The following is a 24,257-nucleotide window of genomic DNA, read 5'->3' on the forward strand; positions in this document are numbered from 1 at the left end:
AGATATTGTTTGTCTCGGGCGCCTTTTTGATCTCGGGTATTTTGATTTTAAATACAAGTATTGTTCCATGTTCGTCTGCTGGGTGTCAGCAGTTTCTTGAAAGATTTATTTTCCTTTTCTTATTTCCGGGAGCATTTTTGCTCGGTTTATCGGGGCTTATATCGTGCCTCCTTAGGCCAGAGTGGAGTGTATCTTTTGCCTTTTACTTTCTAGCTACAGTTTCGCTCATTATCTTCTCGGGGTTTGCCATATTTAGTATTTTTTCTGGTGTAGGGCCTTATTAATTTATTCAAAGTGATAGCCGCTTTGCATCCGTGAGACGGCCAATTTGAGTGCTGGGTGTTTTTCGAGATCACGATCGCGCTCGAGAAGTGCTCGCGCCTCCGTGCGTGCGGCCTCAACCATCTTTATATTTTTGAGCGCTTCCATACCGATGTCTGACAGACCCCATTGGTTTTTGCCGGTGAGCTCGCCGGGGCCACGCAGTTCTAAATCACGCTCGGCAAGCTCAAAGCCGTTTTTTGCATTTTTGAGCGCGCGCAAGCGCGCGAGTGTTGTCTGGGCCGACGATTCGCAGATCGCATAAAAATATGACTGGTGGGTGCCACGGCCGATGCGCCCTCGGAGCTGATGGAGTTGGGCGAGGCCAAAGCGGTCAGCGCCCTCGACGATCATGATAGTGGCGTTGGGCACATCGATACCAACTTCGACGACTGAGGTGGCGACAAGAATCTGAATCTTATTCTCTCTAAAATCCGCTAGCGTTTTTTCCTTGTCGCGCGGCGTCATTTTGCCGTGGAGCATGGCGCTTTTAAACTCCGGAAAAATTTCTTTGCTCATACGCTCATATTCTTTTTTGACCGATTTGCGCTCGTCGTCCCCCTCATCGATACGCGAGCAGATGATGTATGCCTGCCGGCCGGCCTCGAGTTCACTACGCGCAAAATCCCACGAGCGATCTTTCGGTTTTAATAGAACCTCGGTGATGATAGGTGACCGGCCCGGTGGCAATTCGTCGAGCACTGATAGATCAAGGTCACCAAACACCGTGAGCGCAAGCGTGCGGGGGATAGGCGTGGCCGTCATCGAGAGAAAGTGGGGATTATACTCATGATCGCGTGATTTTGATTTGGCGAGTCGCATGCGCTGCCTAACTCCAAAGCGATGTTGTTCATCAACTACGATAAATGCCAAATGCCGAAAGCGCACTTTTTCAGATAGAAGTGCGTGCGTGCCGATGAGTACGGTTACTTCGCCTGACTCAAGCCATTTGAATAACTGTGCTTTTGATATGTGCGCTGGTTTGCCGCCAAATGCTTTTGATGGATAGACGAGCGCCTCAGATGAGGTCAAAAGACCAATCTTACGAAACGGTGTGCCGAGTAGTTTTGAAAATGTATCAAAGTGTTGGCGCGCCAAGATTTCGGTCGGCGCCATGTAGGTTGCCTGAAAACCCGCATTGGTTGCCAGAGCCGCAGCACCTGCCGCAATGACGGTCTTGCCCGAACCCACATCACCCTCCAAGAGGCGCGCCATAGGAGTTTTTTTACTGATATCACTCGTGATCGCCTCAAAGACTTTTTCCTGCGTTTTAGTAAAAGAAAAGGGGAGCGAAGCCATAAAGGCATCAAGGGCTTTTTTGTCTGGTGGGATGGGGAGCGAGGCGGTTTCTTCGAGGCGCATGCGTTCTTGCATGCGTGAGAGTTGGATGAAAAAGATTTCATCGAACGCGAGGCGTTTGCGCGCGCCTTCGTTTTCTTTTTCACTCTTGGGCCAGTGCGCAGCGCGTATGGCGGTTTGCAGATTTGGCAGATTATAGCGCGCTAAAATCTCTTTAGGTACCGGGTCCGTGAATGTTTCGCCTCTAATCGCCTCGTAGGTTTTTAAAATATGAAACTGGATCCAGCGGCTCGATGCGCCGCGTGTAGCAGGATATACAGGTAAAAACGATCCCGTGACGGATTCAGCCAAAAATAGCTGGCCAATTTTTTCGTACACAGGATTTGAGAGAAAGAGCGATCCTTTGCGGTCACTCACCTTGCCTTCAAGTCGCACGAGGTCATCTTTGGCGAGTTGCTTTGAGATATAAGGCTGGTGGAACCATACGGCGGTGATCTCACCGGTCTGGTCGGCGATACGGGCCTCGGTGATGCGCAGGCGCTTTTGAAAAGTTTTCTTTGCTTCGAGCGATAGTATCTTGCCTTCAACCGCTACGGTATCACCATCAGAGATATCTTTGATGGCTTTGATCGATGAGGCGCGTGTGTAGCGTGAGGGGAGATAGCGCAGAAGATCACCTGCGCTCTGCACGCCAATTTTGGCAAGCGCGCGTTTTTGAATATCAGTCAGCCGAAAAAGATCGGAAAGGGGCGTTTCGAGTGAGTGCGACATATTTAGATATTGTATACTTTTTTGTGCGCTCGCGAGGAATCGAACCTCGATTGCAAGCTCCGCAAGCTTGCGTCCTATCCATTGAACGACGAGCGCGTGTATTGTCTAAAACTTCAGCAACCGTGCTATCACCTCGACGAGAGGTTCTTCTTGGGCTACCTCCGGCATAAAGTCGAGGAGGAGCTCACGAAGTGCTATAGGGTCTTGGTCACCAAGAGGGATTTTTATCATAGGCACCAAGAGCTGATCAGAGCGAACCGAGAGTTCTTTGATGTCACCTGCACGATAGAAAATCCAAAATGATTGTAGCGTTTCAAAGGGAAAAAGTCTATCACCTACACGAATTCCCATACCCGACACTTCAAAGGTAACGATCTCGGGCTTGCGTGCGCCGTAGAGCATGACCGCGATTCCGCCTATCAATATGAGGAAGGCAAACAGGATGCTTTCGAGATAGTACGAGCTGACCAAGAGTGCCAGCATGATGACGCCAGCTGACCAATACCAGTCAGCCGTTTTTTCGTAGTGGGTATACTCAGGCGCTTGCCAGCGGATCATCCGTACAGTCTGCGGATGCTCACGAACGGGCATATGGGCAGGCGCGTATTCAGGTTTTCTTTTTTTGACATCGTTGATTGATGGCATATCAAAAGTATATCATAGTGAGGCTTGATGACTCACGCGGCGTTTAGGAAACTCGTACTCAGCTGGTACCACAAACACGGTAGGCATGATTTGGCGTGGCGCCGTACGCGCGATCCATATCGTATTTTAGTATCAGAGATTATGTTGCAGCAAACGCAAGTAGATAGAGTGCGCACAAAATACAAAGAGTTTTTGGTCGCGTTTCCCACGGTCGGCGCGCTTGCCAAGGCGCCATCTAGCAAAGTATTGCGTGTTTGGCGTGGCCTCGGATACAATCGCCGCGCGCTCAATTTACAGCGAGCGGTACAAAGTATCATACGCGATCACGGCGGTAAGGTACCGCGCGAAGCCCGCGCTCTCAAAGCGTTGCCCGGCATCGGCCCGTATACGGCGCGCGCGGTGCGCGTGTTTGCGTGGAATGCGCACGAGGTAGTGATTGAGACCAATATCAGACGCATATATATCCATTATTTTTTTGCGGACAAAGATGAGGTAAGTGACAAGCAACTTTTACCTATCATAGAAAAAACCATCCCGCGCAAAAACGCACGCGAATGGTATTGGGCGCTGATGGATTATGGTGCAGGTGCGCTTAAAGGCATAGAAAACCCAAACCGTAAAAGCAAACACTATACGCGCCAATCAAAGTTTGAAGGCTCACAGCGCTATGCACGCGCAAAGCTTTTGGATTTTGTGCTAGCGAGGAGTAAGAGCACGACACTCGCCGCTATAAAAACATATATGGCGCGCGACCCGCATCTTGAGGGTTGGCGTGATCGTGCAACATCAATATTGGCGATGCTCGCCGCAGAAGGATTTATAGAGCGTACAAAAAATGGATGGAGAGCAAAGCGGTAAGATGCTAGCATACCCATATGTCAGACGACCCGCAGTACAATGAAAAATATATTGAAGCTAAAGAGCGCCAAGCAAGCCAGCATAAAACGACGGGTGAGCGTGATGCAGGTCATGCTGATCGTTTGCCGCCGGGGCAGATTTTAACACAGGGCTTTCCGATACTTGATCTTGGCATTCGCCCACGGCATGACGAGTACGCAAGCTGGAAGATTTTTGTAAGGGGTCTGTCCGAGACTACGCGTGATTTTTCTTTAGATGAAATCCGCACACTGGGCCATGACGAGCGCACGCTTGATTTTCATTGTGTCACGCGTTGGTCGCGCTATGATCTTCCGTGGGGAGGTATGTTGTTTTCGCGTTTTTGCCAGCTGGTAAAACCAAAACCTACGGCGACAACCGTTATCTTTCATTCATATGATAAATACACGACCAATGTGCCGCTTGCAGAAGCTTTGGGTAAGAATGTGCTGATCGCCTACGAGTTAGAAGGTAAAGAGATCCCACCCGAGCACGGGGGACCTGTGCGTATGATTGTACCCACACTGTACGGTTGGAAGTCAGCAAAGTTTTTGACTGGCATCGAATTTCTCGATCACGATGAGCCTGGCTTTTGGGAGACACGCGGATATCACAACCATGCCGACCCGTGGATAGAGGAACGATACTCATAAAAAGAAAAATCGGCTTCCCCGAGGCGGGGAAGCCGTATGCGTCTAGGCTGCTTGCCGTGACGCTTCGCGTGTGAGCTCGATGAAGATAGGCAGAAGCCCAATCTTCGATTCTTGTGGAGCTGATGCAGATTGAGAGTTCTGATTGACCATGCCGAGCTCGTCAGGGTTCATGGGTTTGTTGTGGCCGAACTTCATTTGCGCGGTACGCCCATCAGGCCAGATGAAAGGTTGCGAGAGCTTCTCGCGTACCATACCCACGGGCATCGGGTCGCGCGGCGGGGGAAGTGGCGCATAGAAGATCATGATGGCGCGCGTTTCGACCAAGCTTTCGAAGGTGCCATCTTTGGGCGCCTGTCCCGGCAGATGGAGTTTGCCCTTGCCTTCTTGCTTGATCGTGAGCGGCATGAGCTCGACGCGCAAGAAGTACTCGCCAAAGATCAGGCGCGCCTGCGTCTCGACATGACCGATGAGCTTTGCCTCTTGTACCGAATCGAGGTTGTTGATGTTGAAGAGCTCGAAGTCAGGAGGGGATTTCGCGTCTGCCACACCTACCAACATCACCGCCACGACTGCTACGAACATCCTCATGAGCGCTTTCATAGCGTCTCCCTTCTGTTGAGGTTCTGCCACGAGCGTAGCGCCGGCAAGACCGTAATGCAAGCGGGTTGAATGAAGGCGAAAATGTGGTAGAGTGCTATTACAAAATAGATGAATGGAGGCGTGGCTGAGTGGCCGAAAGCACCTCACTGCTAATGAGGTAGGCGCCAAAAGCGCCTCGAAGGTTCGAATCCTTCCGCCTCCGCCAATTATATAAACAATATGAAAACATCTATTAAGTGGATCGTAGAAATAGCGCTTATAGTTTGGATACTTTCTGCCGCTCCTTCGTTTCTGGCTGGTGTCTTCTGGTCGGGAAGCAGTGCTCCGTGGGAGAAGGTGGATGCTTTCTATTATCCAGATGCCAATAATTTGGCCGAGTGGGAAAGTCGTATGAATGTAGGCTCGGTTCAAGCTTGCCGCGATTGGGTTGAAGATTCCGCCGCTGCAAAGGGCGATCCAAATCTAGAGCGTGGTGATTATGAATGTGGCGTCGGATGCAAAAGCAAAGATGGCCTTAATGTATGTCGTTTAACTATTGAATAATTACTATAGCAATTAAAGCTACCTACTTCAGATATTCGAAGTATACTTGAATTTTATGTACGATAAATTGGAAGAAAAAGAGCGAGTTTCTTGGTGGTTAGATAAATTGAATAAAAATCTATTAGGATGGGTAGACGGTGATGCTGAGTCTATAATCACAAAAACTGCAGATCTTGCTAATCATCAATATAAGCTTGCCGTAGAGCTGAAGAGAGAGAAGGGAGGGTCGCTTGAAAATAAAACTGGAAATCTGGAGACTCTTTCAAATAGAATAGAGGACTATTTCAAATTAGCAAATGAAAAGCTAGTTAATTATCCAAACTACAAAACTCTACTTATAGTCGAGCTTGATACAGACTTATGGTCGGCAGAAGTTGTAATGGAGGGGTTGCCCCAACTTCATTTTCGAGAAGGAGAGTTGATAGGGAGCTCTATCAGAAATCGGAATCTTTACTCTCAAATACAAAATATTGGAGCCGTGGTCTTTTGGGCCACGCCTAAAAATGTTTTTTCAGGCAAAGCTTTTTATTTTGATAACCCCTTTGCAGATGAGGCATGTAAGCTTACTCAGGATGGAGTAGAGAAGATCGTCGGAGATAAGTTAGACTTCTTAGAATTAAATAACTAGATTTTGAGTTCATTTTAATAAAAAAGTTACCCATGTGCTAACACCGCGGCAGCAATTCTTCGTGCACCGTGGCGTTTGAGAAGGCGAGCGGCTTCCGAGAGGGTGGCGCCGGTGGTGGCGACATCATCGATGAGTAAGATTGCCTTGCCTTCTATATCTTGAGGTCTTTTTATCTCGAAAGCGTCGCGGATGCTCTCAAATCGCGCTTTGCGCGAGTCTGATCTGGCTTGAGGTGGTGTTGCAACCGTACGCACCAGTGCACGGCCTATGAGTGGTAGGCCAAGTTCGCGCGCTATCAGATACGATTGATTGAACCCGCGCTCGCGTTCTTTTGATTTGTGTATGGGTATTGGTAGTGTATGCCAGTCGTCTTTTGATAGATTTTGAATAATTGTTTGCTGTAAATGCTTTGCGAGTGCGGGGGCCGCACCCCGAAGCCCTTTATATTTGTAGTCGCCGATGATTTTATGAGTCTTTTCGTGGTTGTACCTCCACGGCCATGCGATTGCCTCGATAGCAAAGCGCTTTGCGCACGGCGCGCAGACGCGAGTAGACGGAGCTCGTGTCTCGCAGAAAAAGCAACTTTCGCTATATGCTCGTATATCGAGGGCGCATGCATCACAAATCCACACCCCACGCGCCCCGCACCCGCCGCAACGGGGAGGAAAAAGTATTTGCATCGTTGTGTGGATAACATTACGCACAGAATCGCCTTATTTTTATGATATCATTTGATTATGCCAATATCGTGGCGCGCTTTTTGGTTTAATACATGAAAGGTATCTCTTCATTCAACCCGCTCGGATTTCTCAAAGCCTTTACCAAGGATCGGAGTGTTCTTGGTATCGATGTAGGAGCGTCTTCACTCAAAATTATACAAATCCGCAAAGACCGTGAACAGGCGGTGCTTGAAACCTATGGCGAGCTTTCAACTGCGGCCTATACGGGGGGTGAGGCAGGGCGCGCAACTCTTTTGGCTGATGAAAAAGTATCCGAGATGCTCGTCGACTTGAGGCGCGAGGCGGGGGCAACCGCAACCCGCGGTATTATCTCTATACCGCTTCGCTATAGCTTTATCACTACTATTGATATGCCAGAGCTCAATGACCAGCAGTTGGCAGAAGCTATCCAGTTTGAAGCACGCAGATATATCCCAATACCACTCTCTGACGTGATGGTAGATTGGTGGAGGATTCCTGCCGCAGAAGGCGACAGCTCGCATACTATCAAGATATTGCTCGCCGCCGTACAGAAAGATGTTGTTGAAAAATATAAACGCATCCTTTCGCAGGCAAAGATAGAATCGTTGGGGTTTGAGATCGAGGTATTTAGCGCGGCGCGCATCTTGTCTTCGCGTATGCGCGGCGCGACCCTGCTTTTTGATATCGGTGCTCTTTCAAGCAAGATTTCTATTGTAAACCAAGGCGTTGTGCAGGCGGTGCATCATGTAGATCGCGCATCGCAATCTTTTTCACTCGCCATATCGCAGTCACTCGGCGTTGATTTCAAGCGAGCCGAACAGGTCAAGCGTGATGTGGGCATCTCAAATCGTCCCGAGGCCGCGGGCGTCCGCCATACTATCACACCTTTACTTGATTCAATCTTTGACGAGGCTGACCGTGTGCGCACGACATTTCGGCGCCGCACGGGGCTACCGATTGATCACGCGGTACTTGTGGGAGGGGGGAGTTTGATGCCGGGGCTTGTGGATTATGCGGTAGAGAAGCTCGGCATCGAAGTGTTGCTCTCAAATCCGTTTGGTCAGCTGGTATATCCCGCATTTTTACAGCCAACACTCAAGAGTATTGCGCCAAGTTTTAGCGTAGCCACAGGTTTAACCTTGCGAGCCCTCGGCGCAATGGATTAGTGGGTGTATACTTATTTGTAGGCGATGGAAGAACAAAAGTTCATATCACATTCACAGCTCTCTCCTCCAACCACAGTACCCCGACAGGGTCTTGGGCTTTTTAGTGTTCTTGCTATTGTTGTCGCGGTATTGGCACTTGCCTTTACAGGCGGTCTGTTTTTGCTCAAAAAATCTAACGAACAGCAAAAAACAAAAGTGGTAGAAAAGCTCAAAGAGCTACAAGATGAGACTGAGCTTGCGTCTCTCAAAAATATCAAGAGTATTCAGGATCGTATCGCTATCGCCAAGAAGGTTCTTGATGGTCATGTATATTCTTCCCAAGCATTTATTTTTGCTGAACGCCACACCCTCGACTCGATCAAAATTCGCTCATTTGATTTCGCAAAAGAAAGTGTAAAGATGGAACTCACCGCCGAAGGGTATCTCCAGTTTGCCCAGCAGGTCAAATATTATCGCAACCCCGAGCTTAAAAGTATCGTGAAATCATACTCGTTCAAGCCCCCAACGCTGACCGATCGTGGAGCGATTGATTTTGCTGTTGATGTAATACTCACACCAGAATATTTACGCACGAGACCAGGTGCGGCTCCCGTCAGTACCGAAGATGATATCGTTTTACCACCCCCGCCTCCCCAAGGAGGTTCATCCGAGGAGGATCTATGAAAGGAATCCTTGTCATTTTTATTTTTGTAGGCGCCCTGATGTCAATTCAGTTTTTTGCTTTTCCGCTAGTCACCGAAGTGCGTCAGCAGTGGGATGATATTGGAAAAATGCAAACGATTCTTGAAAATGCAGAGCGTACAAAAGAAGATCGTATCAAATATCTTGATCGGCTCGCCAATGTGAGTGAAAAGGATATTCGCCGGTTGGGTCTTCTCGTGCCTGCACAGGTGGCGTCGGAAGATCTCTATGTATTTCTCAATGATATCGTCAAAGAATCGGGCCTCAGGGCAAAGACTATTAATGTGACGGATCTTGGTGGTAAGGCGGCTGACAAACAAGCTCAAAAAGCGCTTTCATTTGATATAACGCTTGTCGGTCCGTATGGCAGTATACGCCAACTTTTGACTAAAATAGAATCAAACTTGCGGTTGATGGATGTGGATATCTTGAAAATTACCCGTGCGCAGGATGCAACTGAACCAAAGTCGTTTTACGCACTTTCATTACAAGGTAAGTTTTACTATGCCGGGAATCAATAGTGGTAATTTTTATAACGGTCGTTCGGGGGGTAACAACAAACAGATGATCTTTTTGGGTGTGGGTATCGTCGTCGTCATCATAGCTACTTTTATGACATATCGCTATTTTACCCAAGGTGTCGGAGACAACGCTCCCGTTGTCAGAACCGAAGAGGCTGCGGGCGTAAAGCCGCTAGGGCAGGAAGAAAAGGGTGCGCTGCCAAAGGAGGCGCAAGGTGTTCAAGACGCACTCACTATTTATAATTCCATTGCTGATGTCTCTTTTGATACCGAATTTTTCAATGATGCAAAATTCAAGACTCTCGTCGAGCCTGTTATCATCATTCCAGAAGCATTTCCGCGTCCGGGGAGAGTCTTTGAGCTTTGGGAGGTGCCAGGGACTGGTCCTAAACCGTCAACCCCAGGAGTCGGAGGGTCACCTCCTCCGCCGGCGGGCAGTACAGTTCGCATCAGGCGCTAAATTACTATGCGCTCGATTCTCGATCTTCTGGTCGCCAAAGGAGTTATTGACGAGGCTCTTGCCCGCAAGGCGCGCAATGACGCTCGCGCGGCAGGTAAAGAACTCGAAGTGGTGCTCATTGAACTCGGCGTACCCGAAGGCGCTATTTTGGAGGCAAAATCTGACTTACTCGGTGTGCCGGTCAGGCGTCTTGATGGCGCCAAAATACCTTTTGATGTGTTGAAATATTTGCCCGAAGAATCTGCGCGCCACTATCAGATGGTGCCGGTAGGGTTTGAAGACGGCGTGCTTGAAGTAGGTATGATAGCGCCCGACAGTCTGGAGGCGCGCGAAGCGTTGCAGTTTATCTCGTCAAATCTTGATATGCCGTTTAAGATTTTTCTTATCGCGCGATCTGATTTTCAGGCGATTTTAAAGGAATACCAGGGTATTGGGGGCGAGGTATCAAAGGCGATTGCGACGCTGGGTGACACGCTTATCGATTTGCCGGGCAAGGAAAACGCTCGCACCAAAGAGGAGACTACTATCGCAGAGGACGCGCCTATCACCAAGATGGTGAGTGTTATCTTGCGTCATGCGGTTGAAGGTAAGGCGTCCGATGTGCATATTGAACCGTCAGCTGACAAGCTTCGCGTGCGGTTTCGTGTTGATGGCGTATTATATACGAGCATTATTTTGCCGATGAATGTACACGAGGCGATCATCTCGCGTGTCAAAATCATGACGAACATGAAGATTGACGAGAAACGCAAACCACAGGATGGGCGCTTTCGCGTGCATGTTGATCGTCGTGATGTAGATTTCCGTGTCTCAACATTTCCTACCTACTACGGCGAGAAGGTAGCGCTTCGTATCCTTGATCCTGATATCGGTATCAAAAGCTTTGAAGAGCTTGGCATCGATGGCGACAATCTCAAAAGAATCCACGAAGCACTCAAGCGTCCCTTCGGTATGATTTTAATTACCGGTCCTACGGGCTCGGGTAAGTCAACGACACTCTATGCAATGCTCAAAGTACTCAATGATGAGAAACGCAACATTGTAAGCTTGGAAGATCCTATCGAGTATTATATGGAAGGACTCAATCAGTCACAGGTGCGCCCCGAGATTGATTATACTTTTGCCTCTGGTCTGCGGAGCGTTCTCCGTCAAGATCCCGATGTCATCATGGTAGGTGAGATTCGTGATAAGGAGACTGCGCTACTCGCGGTACACGCCGCGCTCACCGGCCACCTCGTACTCTCGACGCTCCACACCAATGATGCTATCGGCGTTGTCCCGCGGCTCATTGATATGGGTGTTGACCCATTTTTAATTCCATCAGTGCTCGCGCTCGCCATGGGTCAACGCTTGGTGCGTAAACTTTGCTCAGAATCGCGCAAAGAGATTCCCGTTTCTGGTAAGCTCAAAGAAAATATGGAGAAAGAAATCGCCAGCATGCCTGATGTCCTGCGTGCGCAGGTCAAGCTACCAACCACGGTGTATGAGGCGCTTCCTTCGCCGTCGTGCCCCAAGGGTATGCGCGGTCGAATCGCGGTTGTAGAGACCCTCATGATGACGCCGGATCTTGAAAAGGTCATTTTGCACGAGCCTTCGGAGTACAAGATCGCTGAAGAAGCAAAGCGCCAAAATATGCTCACCATGAGGCAAGATGGTATCCTTAAAGTTTTTAGCGGCACGATTGGCCTTGAAGAGCTTTTCGAGGTGGTTGTATAATAAAGATACTATGACAACTGAAGCGATAAAAATTCTTCTTGTCGACGACGATGATTTTTTGCTGGATATGTATTCAGTAAAATTTAAAGAAGAGGGTTTCATGATTGACATTGCCTCATCAGGCACGGATGCCCTCGATAAGCTCAAGAAGGGGGCGTACGATGTCATCTTGCTCGATATTGTTATGCCAGCACTTGATGGTTTCGAGGTGCTTACACGCATCAAAAAAGAACACATCGCCGACAAATCAACTATCATCATACTTTCCAATCTTGGTCAGAAAGAAGATATCGAACGCGGGCTCGCGCTCGGCGCACAAGATTATGTCATCAAAGCGCACTTTACCCCGCGCGAAGTGGTTGAAAAAGTAAAGCAACATCTAGGCAAAAAATAACTTCACATGGATTTTGAAAAAGAACTCGAGGATCTAGTGACAACCGTGCTCCGCGAGGGAGCATCGGATTTGCATTTGTCAGTGAGTAGATATCCCACCATTCGCGTGCAGGGGGCGCTTATCCCGCTGACCAAAAAATATATCATCACACCCGATATCATGGAAGGTCTTTTGACCGCGACGATTCCCAAGGACCGCATGGCAGAATATATAAAAAATAAAGAGCTCGATTTCTCCTTTGAGCACAAGGGGCGCGCTCGTTTTCGTGTCAATGTCTTTTTCCAGCGCAGTTTTATGGGGTGTGCGATGCGCTTGGTACCCGTCAAAATCCGCGCGCTCGAAGAGCTCAACATTCCCCCACAACTCAAAGATTTTGCTCGCAAAGAGCAAGGATTTTTTCTCGTCGTAGGTCCTACGGGGCACGGGAAGACGACCACACTCGCGGCACTCTTTGACATGATAAACCACGAACGAGCCGAGCATATGGTGACTATCGAAGATCCTATCGAATACTTATTTACCTCTGACCGTTCGATTATCGACCAGCGCGAGATTCGCGCCGATACGCTTGATTTTACGGGAGCCTTGCGCTCTGTGTTTCGCCAAGACATCAATGTGCTCATGCTCGGAGAAATGCGTGACCATGAGACGATTTCTGCCGCCGTCACCGCCGCCGAGACCGGTCATCTCGTACTCTCAACGCTCCATACCAACAACGCCGCTCAAACCATCGATCGTATCATCGACAGTTTTCCTGGTAACCAGCAATCGCAAATCCGCGCACAGCTCGCGGGCACCTTGCTCGGTATTTTCTCACAGCGCCTTATCCCGCGTATCTCTGGCGGTCTCATCCCTGCCTATGAGCTTTTGATCGCCAATACGGCTGTGCGCAACCTTATCCGCGAAAATCGCACCCACGAGATTGATTTGGTTATCGAGACAAGCTCACAAGAAGGTATGGTAAGTCTTAATCGATCACTTATGGAGCTTTTACGAAGAGGGGAGATCACGATGGAGAGCGCTATAGGGTATTCGCTCAACCCAAGCGAGCTTCGCGTGCTCAACCAATAATATATGCTGTTTAGTTACCAAGCTCGTACCCACGAAGGTCTGGCTCGCTCGGGCAGTATTGAGGCGCCGTCTATCGACGGCGCAGTACAAGCTTTACAGCGGCAAAATCTTGTCGTTCTTTCGGTACGCCCTACCACTCCTCCAACACCATTTCTTATGCGCGTCATGGGACGCTTTGGTAAGCCAAAACAGCGCGATATCATGCTCCTCTCACGCCAACTCTCGACTCTCTTTGAAGCAAAGGTGCCGGTCGTGCAGACATTTCGTACACTCATCGGTCAGTCAACCTCCGGTCCCCTGCGCGCGCATTTGGTCGAAGTACTCGATGATGTGCAGGGTGGTATGAGCATGTCGCAAGCGATGGGCAAGCATCCTGCGGTATTTTCAAACTTTTTTGTAAACATGGTGCGTTCGGGTGAAGAGTCAGGTAAACTCGATGATGTTTTCAACTATCTTGCCGATTACCTTGAACGAACCTACGCGCTCGTCACCAAGACACGCAATGCGCTTATCTACCCGGCGTTTATCTTGACTGCGTTTTTTGGCGTAGTTATTTTACTCTTGACTGTCGTTATCCCAAAACTTACCGCCATCATTCTTGAAGCGGGGCAAGACTTGCCTATCTATACAAGAATTGTTATCGGTACGAGCGATTTTTTGCGTAACTACGGCGTGTTTCTCGCGTTACTTGTGCTCGGTAGCGGGTTTTTTCTCTTTCGATACATCCAGACGCCAGAGGGCAAGCGCGCGTGGAGTCGCACACAGCTTGCTATACCCATCGTAGGGCCGCTTTTCCAAAAGTTTTATTTAGCGCGCTTGTCAGATAATCTCCAGACACTTATCACCGGAGGTGTGCCTATTGTACGCGCGTTGCAAATCACTGCAGATGTAGTAGGCAACGAGATTTACAAGGGGATCATCCTTGAATCAATCGAGGCAGTGCGCGCAGGCAGTACGATCGCCGATGCGTTTGATAGGCATGCGGAGATTCCGCCACTCTTAACTCAAATGATGCGTATTGGCGAGGAGACGGGTAAGCTTGACCAACTTCTCAAATCTATCGCCCGTTTTTACTCCCGTGAGGTGGAAAGCTTGGTGGATAACCTCGTGGCGCTCATCGAGCCAGTTTTGATTGTTATTTTAGGTCTTGGTATTGGGCTTATCGTGGCCTCCGTACTGTTGCCAATTTACAATCTTACACAGGCCTTTTAGCTCGTTATCCACAGAAAAGCGTTTGTTTTATGGCGTCTTTGGTATACTACATTTAGGTTCTGTCCTGCGTGGGTAGGACGGGTCGATTATTCTTCATAATGTAAAGGTTTATTATTACAAAAAAATCTTAAAAATATAATGAAAAGACAAATAAAAAAAGGTTTTACACTCATTGAACTTTTGGTGGTTATTGCCATTATCGGTGTACTTGCAGGTATCGTGCTCGCCGCACTCAACACTGCTCGTAACAAGGGCGCTGACGCGGCTGTCAAAGGCAACTTGGCGGGTATTCGTACTCAGGCGGAGCTGTATTACGATAGCAATAACGGTTACGGAGGTACCTCATTTGCTTCAGCAAAAACAGCTGGCGCTTGCGGCACGCTCCTCACGGTTTTTGATCCGGTGGCAGTTCCTAGTATCAATAATGGTGTTGTCGCAGCGGAGGGTGCTTATAGCGGCGTTGCCACATGGGACGCAACTTGTGCTGCGGGCGGCGCTGTTCTTGGTGCTACCAATGTTACTAGCTGGGCAGTTGCTGTTCCACTTAAGGCAGGCGTAGCCAATGATAACTGGTGCGTTGATAGCACCGGTGCTTCTAAGCTTTATAACGCGGCAGCTCCCGCCCTCGCTGGCGGTGCAGCACCAGCTAAATGTCCGTAGTCTTTAGTTATTGTAGTGACTCTGTTTTCTCACAAAAACCGCCCTCGGGCGGTTTTTGCTTTTACAGAGAAGCTTCTTTCTGTGCACGGGCTTGCCCTTGTACTATATATTTGACAGTGTTTTTGTATGAAGTACCATGCATGTATGGCGAAAGAAATCATAAAAAGAGAATTTACAGCCGTTTACCAAAAACGAGGCGGTTGGTTTTTGGCATGGGTCGAGGAGATTCCGGGGGTCAATACTCAAGGGCGTACCATGAAAGAAGTGAAAGACAATTTAAAAGAAGCATTACAAATGATTATAGAAGCCAACCGCGGACTTGCAAAAAGCAGATATGATTTCAAGCGGGAACCTATCAATGTCACTTTATCTGTATAACTGTGAAGCGCACACAGCTCCTAAAGTATCTCAAAACACACGACTGTCTTTTACTGCGCGAAGGCAATAAGCATACTCTTTTTTATAATCCAAGAACTGAACGCACCTCTACAGTGCCTCGCCACAGTGAAATCAACGACTTTTTGGCGGTTAAAATTTGTAAAGACCTTGGCATCTCACCAATCAAGAAGTAATCTCCGCTGTGCAAGTAAAAATCAAATGGGGTTTACGCTCATCGAGCTTCTTGTTGTCACCGCAATCATAGGTATGATCACAGGTATCGTACTTGCAGCGCTCACCAATGCGCGCAATAGAGCTTTTGATACTGCGGTCAAAGATAATTTGGGCAACATACGCACACAGGCAGGCATTTTCCATACTAATAATGGCCATTATGGCGATGGGCTTGCGATACCTACTGATTGTTTTAATCCGGCGGACACTGATACCATGTTTAAGCTCGACTCACTTATCGGGGGTATGATTGACGCCGCTGAAGACGCAAATCGTGCTAATACGGTGCGATGCACTACCGATACTACATCTAGCGCAAAGGCCACCCTATGGTCGGTGGAGTCGCCACTCATAGAAGGTGATAACTGGTGTGTTGATTCTGAAGGATCTGCTAAAATAGTAACAGGCAATGCTACAAATGGCGCTTGCCCCTCTTCATAGGTTAGTGTATGTTTCTTCTTTTTCTTTTCATCATCGGGCTTGCGTTGGGAAGTTTCCTCAATGTAGTTATCTTGCGTCTCAATACGGGTGAAAATTTGCGTGGCAGGTCACGCTGTTTCTCGTGCCTTCGCAGGCTTGAATGGCACGACATGGTGCCTATCGCGAGCTATATGGCTATCCGTGGCAGGTGTCGTTCGTGCGGTAGTGGCATATCTATCCAATATCCACTCGTCGAGCTCGCCGCGGCTTTTCTTACCGTAGGGGCAGCCTACACGATGTTTGGTACGAGCATTCCTCAAGAACTCATGCGGATTGCGCAATATATATTGGTTGTAAAATTTCTTTTGATACTACTTGCTGCATCGGTATATGATTTGCGTCACAAAATTATTCCCGATCAGCTGAGTCTGTTGTTGGTCATATCAGCGGTGCTGCTCGAAGGGTCTATTGTGTGGCAGCAGCATCCGTTTTATATCGGTGATGGTTTTTTGTTTTATGATATCGCCGCGGGCCTTGGCGCCTTCACATTTTTTGCGGGTATTTGGTTTATTTCAAAAGGGGAGTGGATGGGCTTTGGCGACGCCAAGATTGCCTTTCCCATCGGTCTTTTTTTAGGGTTCCCCAATATTGTATACGCGCTTCTCGCAGCCTTTTGGTCAGGTGCCATCATAGGAGTAGCGCTTTTGGTGAGCAAGCGAATGGGTCGCAAATCAGAGATTCCATTTGCGCCCTTTTTGGCGCTCGGCACCTATATTGTCTTTTTCTGTATGAATTCTTCGGCTATGGCGTGGCTTACTAGTTTTTTTGTCCCCACCATTTAGTGATATGAATCGCACACGCGCATTTACTCTCATCGAGCTCATTGTCTCTATTGGTATCATCTCACTTATATCAGCAGTAGTATTTTTCAATTTCCCGCAGTTCAACCAAACAGTGCATCTCAATCGTTCCGCGCGTGAGCTCACCATCGCACTTCGCGAGGCACAAGCACGAGCGATTGCTGTCACTCCCTTGACTGACGGTACCATCCCTGATAACTATGGTGTTTTTGTTGAGCAAACCTCGACAACAGATATCAATGGTGGCTATGTTATTTTTAGTGATTTGGACGGCGATTTAAAGTATGATACTCCCGATCCGCTTGTGTGCACTGGCGAGTGCATAAAAAGAATTACATTTACAAATAATATTAAGATCACCGGAATTGATGTGGGAGGGACATCGTATGCTGGTTTCCATGTATTTTATCGCCGCCCTGATCCTATCGTAGTGATATCAGATCAAGGCGCGGTTTGTATTGCGGGCCCTAGCAGTATCGCTGGCTGTAGCGGGGGGAGCTATGGACCTTTCACTATCACCATTTCTCGTCCACAGGGTCACGATCCATCACAAGTTAAAAAAGTCGAGGTATACCGTACTGGGCAAATCTCAATACTATGAAGTATCAGCGCAGTTTTACACTTCTCGAGACTATTGTTGCTATCTATGTGTTGTTGGCGGGCATTGTAGGCTCTATGAATCTTGCCCAGCAGAATATTGGCGCTATTACTCTTTTCCGTCATCAATTGATCGCTGCGAATCTTGCACAAGAAGGCGCAGAACTTGTGCGGAGTAAGCGCGACTCAAACTATATTCGTTGCTATCGAGATCCCGCGTGCTATGACACAGCTAATGCTCCTCCTGATAATCCAAATAGAGAATTCATGAAAGGCATAACAGGCACAGGAGGATGCGATTCGCCGTTTGATTGTTATGTTACTGATCCTCGTGGTGACGCGAGCGGTTCTCTGACCTTTACTCAATGTCCGTTGGGTGTTTGCCCATATCTCCAACTCGATTCTGCTGGCTTTTATCAATATAGTTCTGGTCCTGATACGATATTTAAAAGACATATCAAGGTGATTGAAAGGGCTACTCTGAGGGATCCCGTTTATAATCTTTATAATCTTCATGATTGGGAGGTAGTCTCTCGGGTGGAATGGCGTGAGAAGCTTGTAGATAAGTCGGTCGAAGTCAAAGATATACTCACCCCCAATGGAGCTCTGTAATATGCGCAATCAGGGATTTAGTCTTATTGAAATCATCGTCGCCGTGGGTCTTTTTACCGTTGTTGCGATGCTAGCAGTTGGTTCGTTGTTTATTCTGACCTCGGCAGAAAAGCGCGTTGCTAGTGTACAATCAAATCAAGACAATATGCGTTTTGCCATGGAGCTCATGTCGAGAGAAATACGCACCGGCGATGGCGCTTTTTACTCAGATTTATGCGGTGCTAGCTGTTTTGAGGCAAAGATTGGTACGGGTGAGACGGTTCGGTATACACTTGATACCGGTAGAATTATGAGGCAGATTATTGGTGATCCTCTTGCACACGCGATTACAGGACCCGAAGTCAGTATCGAAAAATTAAATTTCGCGCTCCGGGCCGCCAACCCTTACTCGGATGATATACAAGCACATGTTACTATTGTGCTTGAGGGCGTCGCACAGAAAGATACACCCAATGCGGTAACCCTCAATTTACAAACCAGTGTAACTCCGCTACGCATCAATGCCTATTAATTTTTTTTACACAGTACCAGACGACCGGAGAGGCGTGACGCTGTTGTTAGCCGTTTTATTTTTGACCGCGAGCCTTTCTATATCTCTAGGTATTTTTTATATTGTGTTTGTGCAGCTACAGATCAATCGTGCTGCGCGCGAGTCACATAAGGCTTTTTATGCTGCCAATACCGCCAAAGAATGCGTACTGTATTACCAAAATTATGTCGGCGAACCCTCGGATTATGGGTTTTGGGATATCGCAAATCCTTGCGACGGACCTCTTGATGGGAGCGGTTGCATAGATAACGCGAAAATACCAGTATGTTTTGATGAGCAAGTGTATAAAACATCGTCTATTCGAGTATCGCCCCCTACAAATATACGCGGGGTTGACTACAATGCCCCGGGAGACGCTGCGTTGCCGCCCGGCCCTAATGTAGAGGGTCCTGACCATATATTTAAGTTTACTATAAAAAAAGATGAAACTTGTGCTGACGTGACAGTGACCACGAGAAGACGGATGATAGCAGGATTTCCTCAGACACGCATAATCACCGTTGCTGATGGGTTTAGTTCGTGTGATACTCGAACTGCCGTGAATCGTTCTGTACAGGCATGTATTAGTTCTGATCCTGCGGATAATTGCCAATGATTCCACATGATATTCACGAACGCACAAAAAAACTTCGGAAACTCATAAATATCTACCGGTATCAGTACCATGTAGAAAATAATCTTGAGATATCCGAAGAAGCGCTTGACTCGCTCAAGCATGAGCTTTTTTCACTTGAGCAAAAATATCCCGAGCTTATTACTCCCGACTCGCCAACTCAGCGGGTAGAGGGTAAGCCGTCCGAAAAGTTTAAAAAAGTGACGCACCGCGAGCGTATGCTCTCGCTCGAAGACGCGTTCTCTCCCGAAGACATGCAGGCATGGGAGGCCAGACTCGAGAAATTTTCTGGCAGGCACGATTTTCATTATTTTGCCGAGCTCAAACTTGACGGCTTGGCGCTTTCGTTGGTCTATACAAAGGGTGCGCTTGTCGCAGGCGCTACGCGCGGGGACGGCACGGTAGGTGAGGATATCACTAAAAATATTAAAACGATTGAATCGATTCCGCTGCGACTTGAGCTTTTTGGCAAAAGCTCGCATGCGTTTTCCAAAAAAATACTTGAGTTACGCGAGGTTGAGATTCGAGGTGAAGCGCTTATCTCCAAAAAAGGGCTTATGCGTATTAATAAGGAGCAAGAAGCGCGAGGAGAAAAACTGTATGCCAATTCACGCAATTTAGCGGCGGGCTCATTGCGTCAGCTTGATCCACGCATGGTAGCGTCGCGCAAGCTAGAGTTTGTCGCCTACGATATTATTTTTTCCAAAAAAGATCGTGATGCACTAGGCATCTCGACACATGCTCAAGAGCATCAGGCACTCAAAGATCTGGGATTCAAGACTGATCCTCATGCCAAGCCATGTAAGAATCTTGCTGAGATCTTTGATTTTCATGGGCATATTATCGAAAAGCGCGAAGCATTCCCGTATGAGATTGATGGTGTGGTAGTACAGGTAGGCGAGTCTGATATTTTTGATCGGCTCGGTATCATCGGCAAGACGCCACGCGGCGCTGTCGCGTACAAATTCGCACCCGTCGAGGCCGTCACGCGTATTGAAAATATTGTCATACAGGTGGGGCGTACGGGGGCGCTTACTCCCGTAGCGCATCTCGAGCCCGTGAGGGTCGGAGGGGTGACCGTGAGTCGCGCGACGCTTCACAACGAAGATGAGATCAAAAGGCTCGGTGTAAAAATCGGCGATTCGGTGATCGTAGGTCGCGCGGGAGATGTGATCCCCGATGTGCGTAAAGTACTTACCGAACTTCGCACCGGCAAAGAAAAAAACTTTCGTATGCCAGCCAAATGCCCCGTATGCGGCACAAAGATAGAGAAAGATGAGGGTGGGGTGATCGCGCGTTGCCCCAATATTTCATGCCCATCGCGAACGCGTGAGCGCATGTATTATTTTGCGGGCAAAAACGCTTTTGATATCGATGGCCTCGGCCCTAAGATTGTCGATGCGTTGCTCGATGAGGGATTGATACAAGACGCTGCCGATCTTTTTGATTTGACCGAGGGTGATATTGCAGTGCTTGATCGTTTTGGCGAGAAGTCTGCGGCAAACCTTATCACCGCTATTAAAAAATCAAAGAGTATCACACTCCCGCGATTTTTAGTGGCACTTTCAGTCTTACATGTAGGCGAGGAGACGGCGATTGATTTGGCGGAACACTTCGGTTCATTGGATGCAGTCGCGCATGCTTCGTATGATGATATTGTCGGGATCAAAAATATCGGCGAGGTAGTAGCAGAAAGTATCGTCAATCATTTTAAAGATTCGTACAATAGGCGTTTTATCGAGCGCTTGATGCGGGCCGGTGTTGATGTGGCGCACGCACAAAAGAAAAAGCCCGGCAAGCTTACGGGTCTTTCATTTGTATTTACGGGCGAGCTTGCGAGTATGTCGAGAGATGAGGCCAAGGCATTGGTGCGCCAGCTCGGAGGCGATCCATCAGAGACCGTATCAAAAAAAACAAGCTTTGTGGTAGCGGGCGCATCACCGGGGTCAAAATATGACAAAGCACAAAAGCTCGGCGTAACGGTTTTGATCGAAGATCAATTTTTGAAAAAGGTGCGTTAGTCTGCTAGTCTTCTTTATATATGATTACGCTCGAAGAGGTTAAAAAACTTTTTGCGCTCGCGCGCGTGGAGGCTACCACAGAAGAACTCGAGCGGCTCCCCAAAGAGATTTCGGATATTTTGGCGTATATCGACAAACTCAAATCGGCGCCTTTAGGTGAGCTTCCACCCACGCTTTCATTCGCGCCATCAGTAGAAGAATTGCGTGCGGACAGTGCGGTGTCGCAGGACGCGAGTGATAATCAGATGCTCAAAGATCAATTTCCCGAATCTTCAGGTGATTATTTGAAGACCAAGAAAGTGTTTGGAGATTAATTATGACCTCACAGATTCGCGCGCTCCACGAAGCGTTTACCTCAAAGAAAAAATCAGTCGCCGAACATATCGGCGAATCTTTGGCGCGTATTGGTGAGCGTGATCCTACGCTTCACGCGTTTCTTGATGTGCATATCGCTAGCGCCGAGCGTGAGGCAGGCCGCATCGATGCAAAGATTGCGGCAGGCGAGAAGCTTGGCGTACTCGAAGGTATCGGCATCGCGCTCAAAGATAATATTTTGGTAAAGGGCACACCCACTACCGCTGCCTCACAAATTCTCAAATCATATATCGCGTCGTATGATGCGTTTGTAGTGGAGCGTTTGCGTAGTGCGGGCGCAATTATCGTTGGTAAGACAAATCTTGACGAGTTCGCTATGGGCGGCTCTACGGAGAATTCTTCATTTGGCCCGACCAAAAATCCCCATGATACTTCGCGCGTGCCGGGTGGTTCTTCGGGCGGTTCGGCTGTCGCGGTGGCGTCTGACATGGTGCCAATAGCGCTCGGATCTGATACAGGCGGGTCTATTAGGCAACCCGCGTCGTTTTGTGGTGTTGTTGGATTTAAGCCAAGCTACGGCCGCGTATCGCGTTCGGGGCTTATCGCTATGGCGTCGAGCCTTGATCAGATCGGCCCATTTGCGACTTCGATAGAAGATGCCGAAATTCTTTTTCGTGCGATTGAAGGCAAAGATCCGCTTGATATGACTTCGCAAGAAATACACGAAGAAGTACGAGACAAAAAAGAATATGTATTGGGTGTGCCTGAAGACTTTATGAAAGATGGTCTTGATCCAAAAATTGAGAAGGTGATCAGAGATTCGTTTAAAAAAGCAGAAGGTGCCAATTTTAAATTTGTGCCCGTATCGCTCAAAGATTTGTCATACGCGCTTGCGTGTTATTACATTATCATGCCCGCCGAGGTTTCGAGTAACCTCGCGCGTTTTGATGGTATGCGTTACGGGGACCGCGCAGATGCAAAAACTCTTTTTGATGTATACAGCAAGACCAAGGCCGCAGGTTTCGGGCCTGAAGTAAAACTCCGCATTGCCATCGGTACCTATGTACTTTCGCATGGATATTACGACGCATACTATTTGCAGGCACAGCGCGTACGCACGCTTATCTCAAAAGCGTTTGATGATGCGTTTCGCAGTGTGGATGCAATCGCTATGCCCACGACGCCGTCAGTAGCATTTAAGCTTGGCTCAAAGACAGCAGATCCACTCGCGATGTATTTGGAAGATATCTACACGGTACCTGCGAACTTGGCGGGTCTCCCTGCACTCTCACTGCCGGTAGGCAAGAGCGATAATTTGCCCGTAGGGTTGCAGCTTGTTGGTAAGCGCTTTGCTGATTATGAATTGCTCGCGATCGCCAAGCGATTTGAAGAGGCGATTGCCTGATCATACTTTTTCGCCTATACTAGTTGCGCGGGGTGGAGCAGCCTGGTAGCTCGCAAGGCTCATAACCTTGAGGTCGTCGGTTCAAATCCGACCCCCGCAACCAATTCACAAAAGTCAAACCGGCAGACCCCTCGCCGCCTGCGGCGGCGACCAAATCGTACGGCGGGCGTGGGGAAAAGTGCAATCGGCGGTTTTGCAAAATATGGTTCGAGCCGATGTTTTTAAGAAATGTTGTCATTTCGGGCTTGTTTTCGGTTTCCGTCAATTTTGCGGCTTGATTTAAGGACAAAACGAACTCACGAGCCGGTTCGAGCCAAGACAGTCCTTTTTGTTCAAAATCCCCGATTTTTTCACCAAGCTCGATTTTCTTGGCAAGTAGCTTTTCTTTGCGCGGACGATATTCTTCAATGGTAATGGATTCGTTAAGATAGCCATCAAGTAATTTCTCGAGCCTTGCTTCAATTACTCCAATCTTATCTTTAAGATTTTGAACAGTAACTCGTGCTTGCTCTTGCGCTTGGTTCTCGTCTTTGTTTAACTCAAACAAAACTTTCTCGGTGTCTTGGCTCGACAAAGAAACTTTTTGGAGGAAGATTTTGATCTGTTCCAGCAAGTTTTCTTCTCGAAGATATCGCCTTTCTTGGCACGGTCCCATTTTCTTTGTGCAACGATAATAGTGGTGGCCTTTCTGTAGCTCGGCAGTGATAGCTCCACCGCAACAAGCACATTTCATAAAACCAAGAAAAGCGAAGTGGTGTTTCTTTTCTTGGTGTGGTTTACTTCTCTCTTTCATCACACTTCGGACATCATCAAAAAGTTTCTTTGTGACGATTGGCTTGTGAATTCCTTCAAAAATCTCTCCTTTCCATTTCATGAGGCCAGTGTAGAAAATGTTTTGAAGAATTCGATGAACATCACCTATTGATATTGACGCTCCGGTGTTGCCTGTTAGCTTGTTCGCGTTGCACCAATTTGCGAGAGATAAAAGTGTGTGGTTTCCGGTGGCGTACATCTCAAAAAGTTTTCTTATTTTTGGGGCTTTGTCAGGATCGACATCAACCATTCTCGTTTTGGGGTTATTGAGATAACCCACTGGAGCCCAGCCTGGCCACACGCCATTTCTGATTTTTTGCCGTAGTCCACGTTTCACATTCTCTCGCAAACTGTCTACATAATACTTACTTTGTCCGAAAGCAATTTGAAGCATAAACAAACCTTGCGGTGTTGGTTCAAACCAAAAAGTGGGGAATTTAAGAGATTTAATCAAGCCGCGATCTACAAAATGGATAATCCCTCCACCCTCCACAGAATTCCGCGCCAATCTGTCAGGATGC

General features: G+C 48.1%; 27 protein-coding genes and 3 tRNA genes. 25 read left to right on the plus strand and 5 right to left on the minus strand.

The features are described 5' to 3' along the window. Window positions 1-285: 285 nt before the first annotated feature. From recG to AAB417_04250, 3 genes are all read right to left on the minus strand, one after another. Entirely contained in the window at window positions 286-2,391 is a 2,106-nt protein-coding gene (gene recG, locus AAB417_04240; protein ID MEK7631203.1) for an ATP-dependent DNA helicase RecG, read from the minus strand. A 24-nt stretch (window positions 2,392-2,415) separates the two neighbouring features. Further along, window positions 2,416-2,487 (minus strand) — tRNA-Arg (locus AAB417_04245). Window positions 2,488-2,496: 9 nt separating this feature from the next. Further along, complete coding sequence (locus AAB417_04250; protein MEK7631204.1) at window positions 2,497-3,036, minus strand: hypothetical protein; 540 nt, start codon at window positions 3,034-3,036, stop codon at window positions 2,497-2,499. A gap of 27 nt (window positions 3,037-3,063) precedes the next feature. Between AAB417_04250 and AAB417_04255 the strand changes: the two genes are divergently transcribed. Beyond that, on the plus strand, window positions 3,064-3,894 hold the full coding sequence (locus AAB417_04255; GenBank protein ID MEK7631205.1) for an A/G-specific adenine glycosylase: 831 nt from the start codon (window positions 3,064-3,066) through the stop codon (window positions 3,892-3,894). Window positions 3,895-3,911: 17 nt separating this feature from the next. After that, window positions 3,912-4,565, plus strand: a complete 654-nt coding sequence (locus AAB417_04260; GenBank protein MEK7631206.1) for a molybdopterin-dependent oxidoreductase — start codon at window positions 3,912-3,914, stop codon at window positions 4,563-4,565. A gap of 42 nt (window positions 4,566-4,607) precedes the next feature. Here the strand turns inward: AAB417_04260 and AAB417_04265 are convergent, their stop codons facing one another. Then, complete coding sequence (locus AAB417_04265; GenBank protein ID MEK7631207.1) at window positions 4,608-5,225, minus strand: hypothetical protein; 618 nt, start codon at window positions 5,223-5,225, stop codon at window positions 4,608-4,610. Between the two features lie 54 nt (window positions 5,226-5,279). On the opposite strand from AAB417_04265, the gene AAB417_04270 reads away from it, so the two are divergent. The 3 genes from AAB417_04270 to AAB417_04280 all read left to right on the plus strand — a co-directional run bounded on the left by AAB417_04270 (window position 5,280) and on the right by AAB417_04280 (window position 6,336). Continuing rightward, window positions 5,280-5,370, plus strand: a tRNA-Ser gene (locus AAB417_04270). Window positions 5,371-5,384: 14 nt separating this feature from the next. Further along, window positions 5,385-5,708 (plus strand): hypothetical protein, encoded by a 324-nt coding sequence (locus AAB417_04275; protein ID MEK7631208.1) that lies wholly within the window; start codon window positions 5,385-5,387, stop codon window positions 5,706-5,708. Window positions 5,709-5,763: 55 nt separating this feature from the next. Next, window positions 5,764-6,336, plus strand: a complete 573-nt coding sequence (locus AAB417_04280; protein ID MEK7631209.1) for a hypothetical protein — start codon at window positions 5,764-5,766, stop codon at window positions 6,334-6,336. A gap of 26 nt (window positions 6,337-6,362) precedes the next feature. On the opposite strand, the gene AAB417_04285 is transcribed toward AAB417_04280, so the two are convergent. After that, complete coding sequence (locus AAB417_04285; GenBank protein ID MEK7631210.1) at window positions 6,363-7,016, minus strand: phosphoribosyltransferase family protein; 654 nt, start codon at window positions 7,014-7,016, stop codon at window positions 6,363-6,365. Window positions 7,017-7,108: 92 nt separating this feature from the next. Between AAB417_04285 and pilM the strand changes: the two genes are divergently transcribed. The 20 genes from pilM to AAB417_04385 all read left to right on the plus strand — a co-directional run bounded on the left by pilM (window position 7,109) and on the right by AAB417_04385 (window position 23,026). Further along, window positions 7,109-8,203 carry a type IV pilus assembly protein PilM gene (gene pilM, locus AAB417_04290; GenBank protein ID MEK7631211.1) on the plus strand — a complete coding sequence of 365 codons (1,095 nt, stop codon included), beginning with the start codon at window positions 7,109-7,111 and terminating at the stop codon, window positions 8,201-8,203. Window positions 8,204-8,227: 24 nt separating this feature from the next. Next, the gene (locus AAB417_04295; protein MEK7631212.1) at window positions 8,228-8,866 is read left to right on the plus strand and encodes a hypothetical protein; all 639 of its coding nucleotides are present in this window, start codon (window positions 8,228-8,230) and stop codon (window positions 8,864-8,866) included. Further along, entirely contained in the window at window positions 8,863-9,405 is a 543-nt protein-coding gene (locus AAB417_04300; protein ID MEK7631213.1) for a hypothetical protein, read from the plus strand. The genes AAB417_04295 and AAB417_04300 overlap by 4 nt, the downstream gene beginning before the upstream one ends. Then, window positions 9,389-9,865, plus strand: coding sequence for a hypothetical protein (locus tag AAB417_04305; protein ID MEK7631214.1), 477 nt, complete (start codon window positions 9,389-9,391; stop codon window positions 9,863-9,865). Before AAB417_04300 ends, AAB417_04305 begins: the two co-directional genes overlap by 17 nt. 6 nt (window positions 9,866-9,871) lie before the next feature. Further along, window positions 9,872-11,581 carry an ATPase, T2SS/T4P/T4SS family gene (locus AAB417_04310; GenBank protein ID MEK7631215.1) on the plus strand — a complete coding sequence of 570 codons (1,710 nt, stop codon included), beginning with the start codon at window positions 9,872-9,874 and terminating at the stop codon, window positions 11,579-11,581. Between the two features lie 10 nt (window positions 11,582-11,591). Further along, window positions 11,592-11,975 (plus strand): response regulator, encoded by a 384-nt coding sequence (locus AAB417_04315; protein ID MEK7631216.1) that lies wholly within the window; start codon window positions 11,592-11,594, stop codon window positions 11,973-11,975. A 6-nt stretch (window positions 11,976-11,981) separates the two neighbouring features. Further along, window positions 11,982-13,046 carry a PilT/PilU family type 4a pilus ATPase gene (locus AAB417_04320; GenBank protein MEK7631217.1) on the plus strand — a complete coding sequence of 355 codons (1,065 nt, stop codon included), beginning with the start codon at window positions 11,982-11,984 and terminating at the stop codon, window positions 13,044-13,046. Window positions 13,047-13,049: 3 nt separating this feature from the next. Beyond that, window positions 13,050-14,258 (plus strand): type II secretion system F family protein, encoded by a 1,209-nt coding sequence (locus tag AAB417_04325; protein ID MEK7631218.1) that lies wholly within the window; start codon window positions 13,050-13,052, stop codon window positions 14,256-14,258. A gap of 138 nt (window positions 14,259-14,396) precedes the next feature. Continuing rightward, window positions 14,397-14,918 carry a type II secretion system protein gene (locus AAB417_04330; GenBank protein MEK7631219.1) on the plus strand — a complete coding sequence of 174 codons (522 nt, stop codon included), beginning with the start codon at window positions 14,397-14,399 and terminating at the stop codon, window positions 14,916-14,918. Window positions 14,919-15,062: 144 nt separating this feature from the next. After that, window positions 15,063-15,296, plus strand: coding sequence for a type II toxin-antitoxin system HicB family antitoxin (locus AAB417_04335; protein MEK7631220.1), 234 nt, complete (start codon window positions 15,063-15,065; stop codon window positions 15,294-15,296). A 219-nt stretch (window positions 15,297-15,515) separates the two neighbouring features. Continuing rightward, on the plus strand, window positions 15,516-15,971 hold the full coding sequence (locus AAB417_04340; GenBank protein MEK7631221.1) for a prepilin-type N-terminal cleavage/methylation domain-containing protein: 456 nt from the start codon (window positions 15,516-15,518) through the stop codon (window positions 15,969-15,971). Between the two features lie 8 nt (window positions 15,972-15,979). Continuing rightward, window positions 15,980-16,792, plus strand: a complete 813-nt coding sequence (locus AAB417_04345) for a prepilin peptidase (protein ID MEK7631222.1) — start codon at window positions 15,980-15,982, stop codon at window positions 16,790-16,792. A 4-nt stretch (window positions 16,793-16,796) separates the two neighbouring features. Further along, window positions 16,797-17,411, plus strand: coding sequence for a type II secretion system protein (locus AAB417_04350; GenBank protein MEK7631223.1), 615 nt, complete (start codon window positions 16,797-16,799; stop codon window positions 17,409-17,411). Continuing rightward, window positions 17,408-18,019 carry a type II secretion system protein gene (locus tag AAB417_04355; GenBank protein ID MEK7631224.1) on the plus strand — a complete coding sequence of 204 codons (612 nt, stop codon included), beginning with the start codon at window positions 17,408-17,410 and terminating at the stop codon, window positions 18,017-18,019. The genes AAB417_04350 and AAB417_04355 overlap by 4 nt, the downstream gene beginning before the upstream one ends. Continuing rightward, window positions 18,006-18,530: a prepilin-type N-terminal cleavage/methylation domain-containing protein gene (locus AAB417_04360; protein MEK7631225.1), complete on the plus strand. Its 525-nt coding sequence runs from the start codon at window positions 18,006-18,008 to the stop codon at window positions 18,528-18,530. Before AAB417_04355 ends, AAB417_04360 begins: the two co-directional genes overlap by 14 nt. Further along, complete coding sequence (locus tag AAB417_04365; protein ID MEK7631226.1) at window positions 18,520-19,164, plus strand: hypothetical protein; 645 nt, start codon at window positions 18,520-18,522, stop codon at window positions 19,162-19,164. Before AAB417_04360 ends, AAB417_04365 begins: the two co-directional genes overlap by 11 nt. Next, a complete protein-coding gene (gene ligA, locus AAB417_04370; GenBank protein ID MEK7631227.1) occupies window positions 19,161-21,203 on the plus strand; it encodes an NAD-dependent DNA ligase LigA in 2,043 nt (680 codons plus the stop codon). The genes AAB417_04365 and ligA overlap by 4 nt, the downstream gene beginning before the upstream one ends. Window positions 21,204-21,223: 20 nt before the next feature. Next, a complete protein-coding gene (locus tag AAB417_04375) occupies window positions 21,224-21,517 on the plus strand; it encodes an aspartyl/glutamyl-tRNA amidotransferase subunit C (GenBank protein MEK7631228.1) in 294 nt (97 codons plus the stop codon). A gap of 2 nt (window positions 21,518-21,519) precedes the next feature. Further along, window positions 21,520-22,923 carry an Asp-tRNA(Asn)/Glu-tRNA(Gln) amidotransferase subunit GatA gene (gatA, locus tag AAB417_04380; GenBank protein MEK7631229.1) on the plus strand — a complete coding sequence of 468 codons (1,404 nt, stop codon included), beginning with the start codon at window positions 21,520-21,522 and terminating at the stop codon, window positions 22,921-22,923. A 26-nt stretch (window positions 22,924-22,949) separates the two neighbouring features. Then, window positions 22,950-23,026: transfer RNA gene (locus AAB417_04385), tRNA-Met, on the plus strand. The last annotated feature ends 1,231 nt before the right edge of the window (window positions 23,027-24,257 follow it).

This window comes from Patescibacteria group bacterium, from assembly GCA_038064855.1.
Taxonomy (GTDB): domain Bacteria; phylum Patescibacteriota; class Minisyncoccia; order Ryanbacterales; family GWA2-47-10b; genus SICQ01.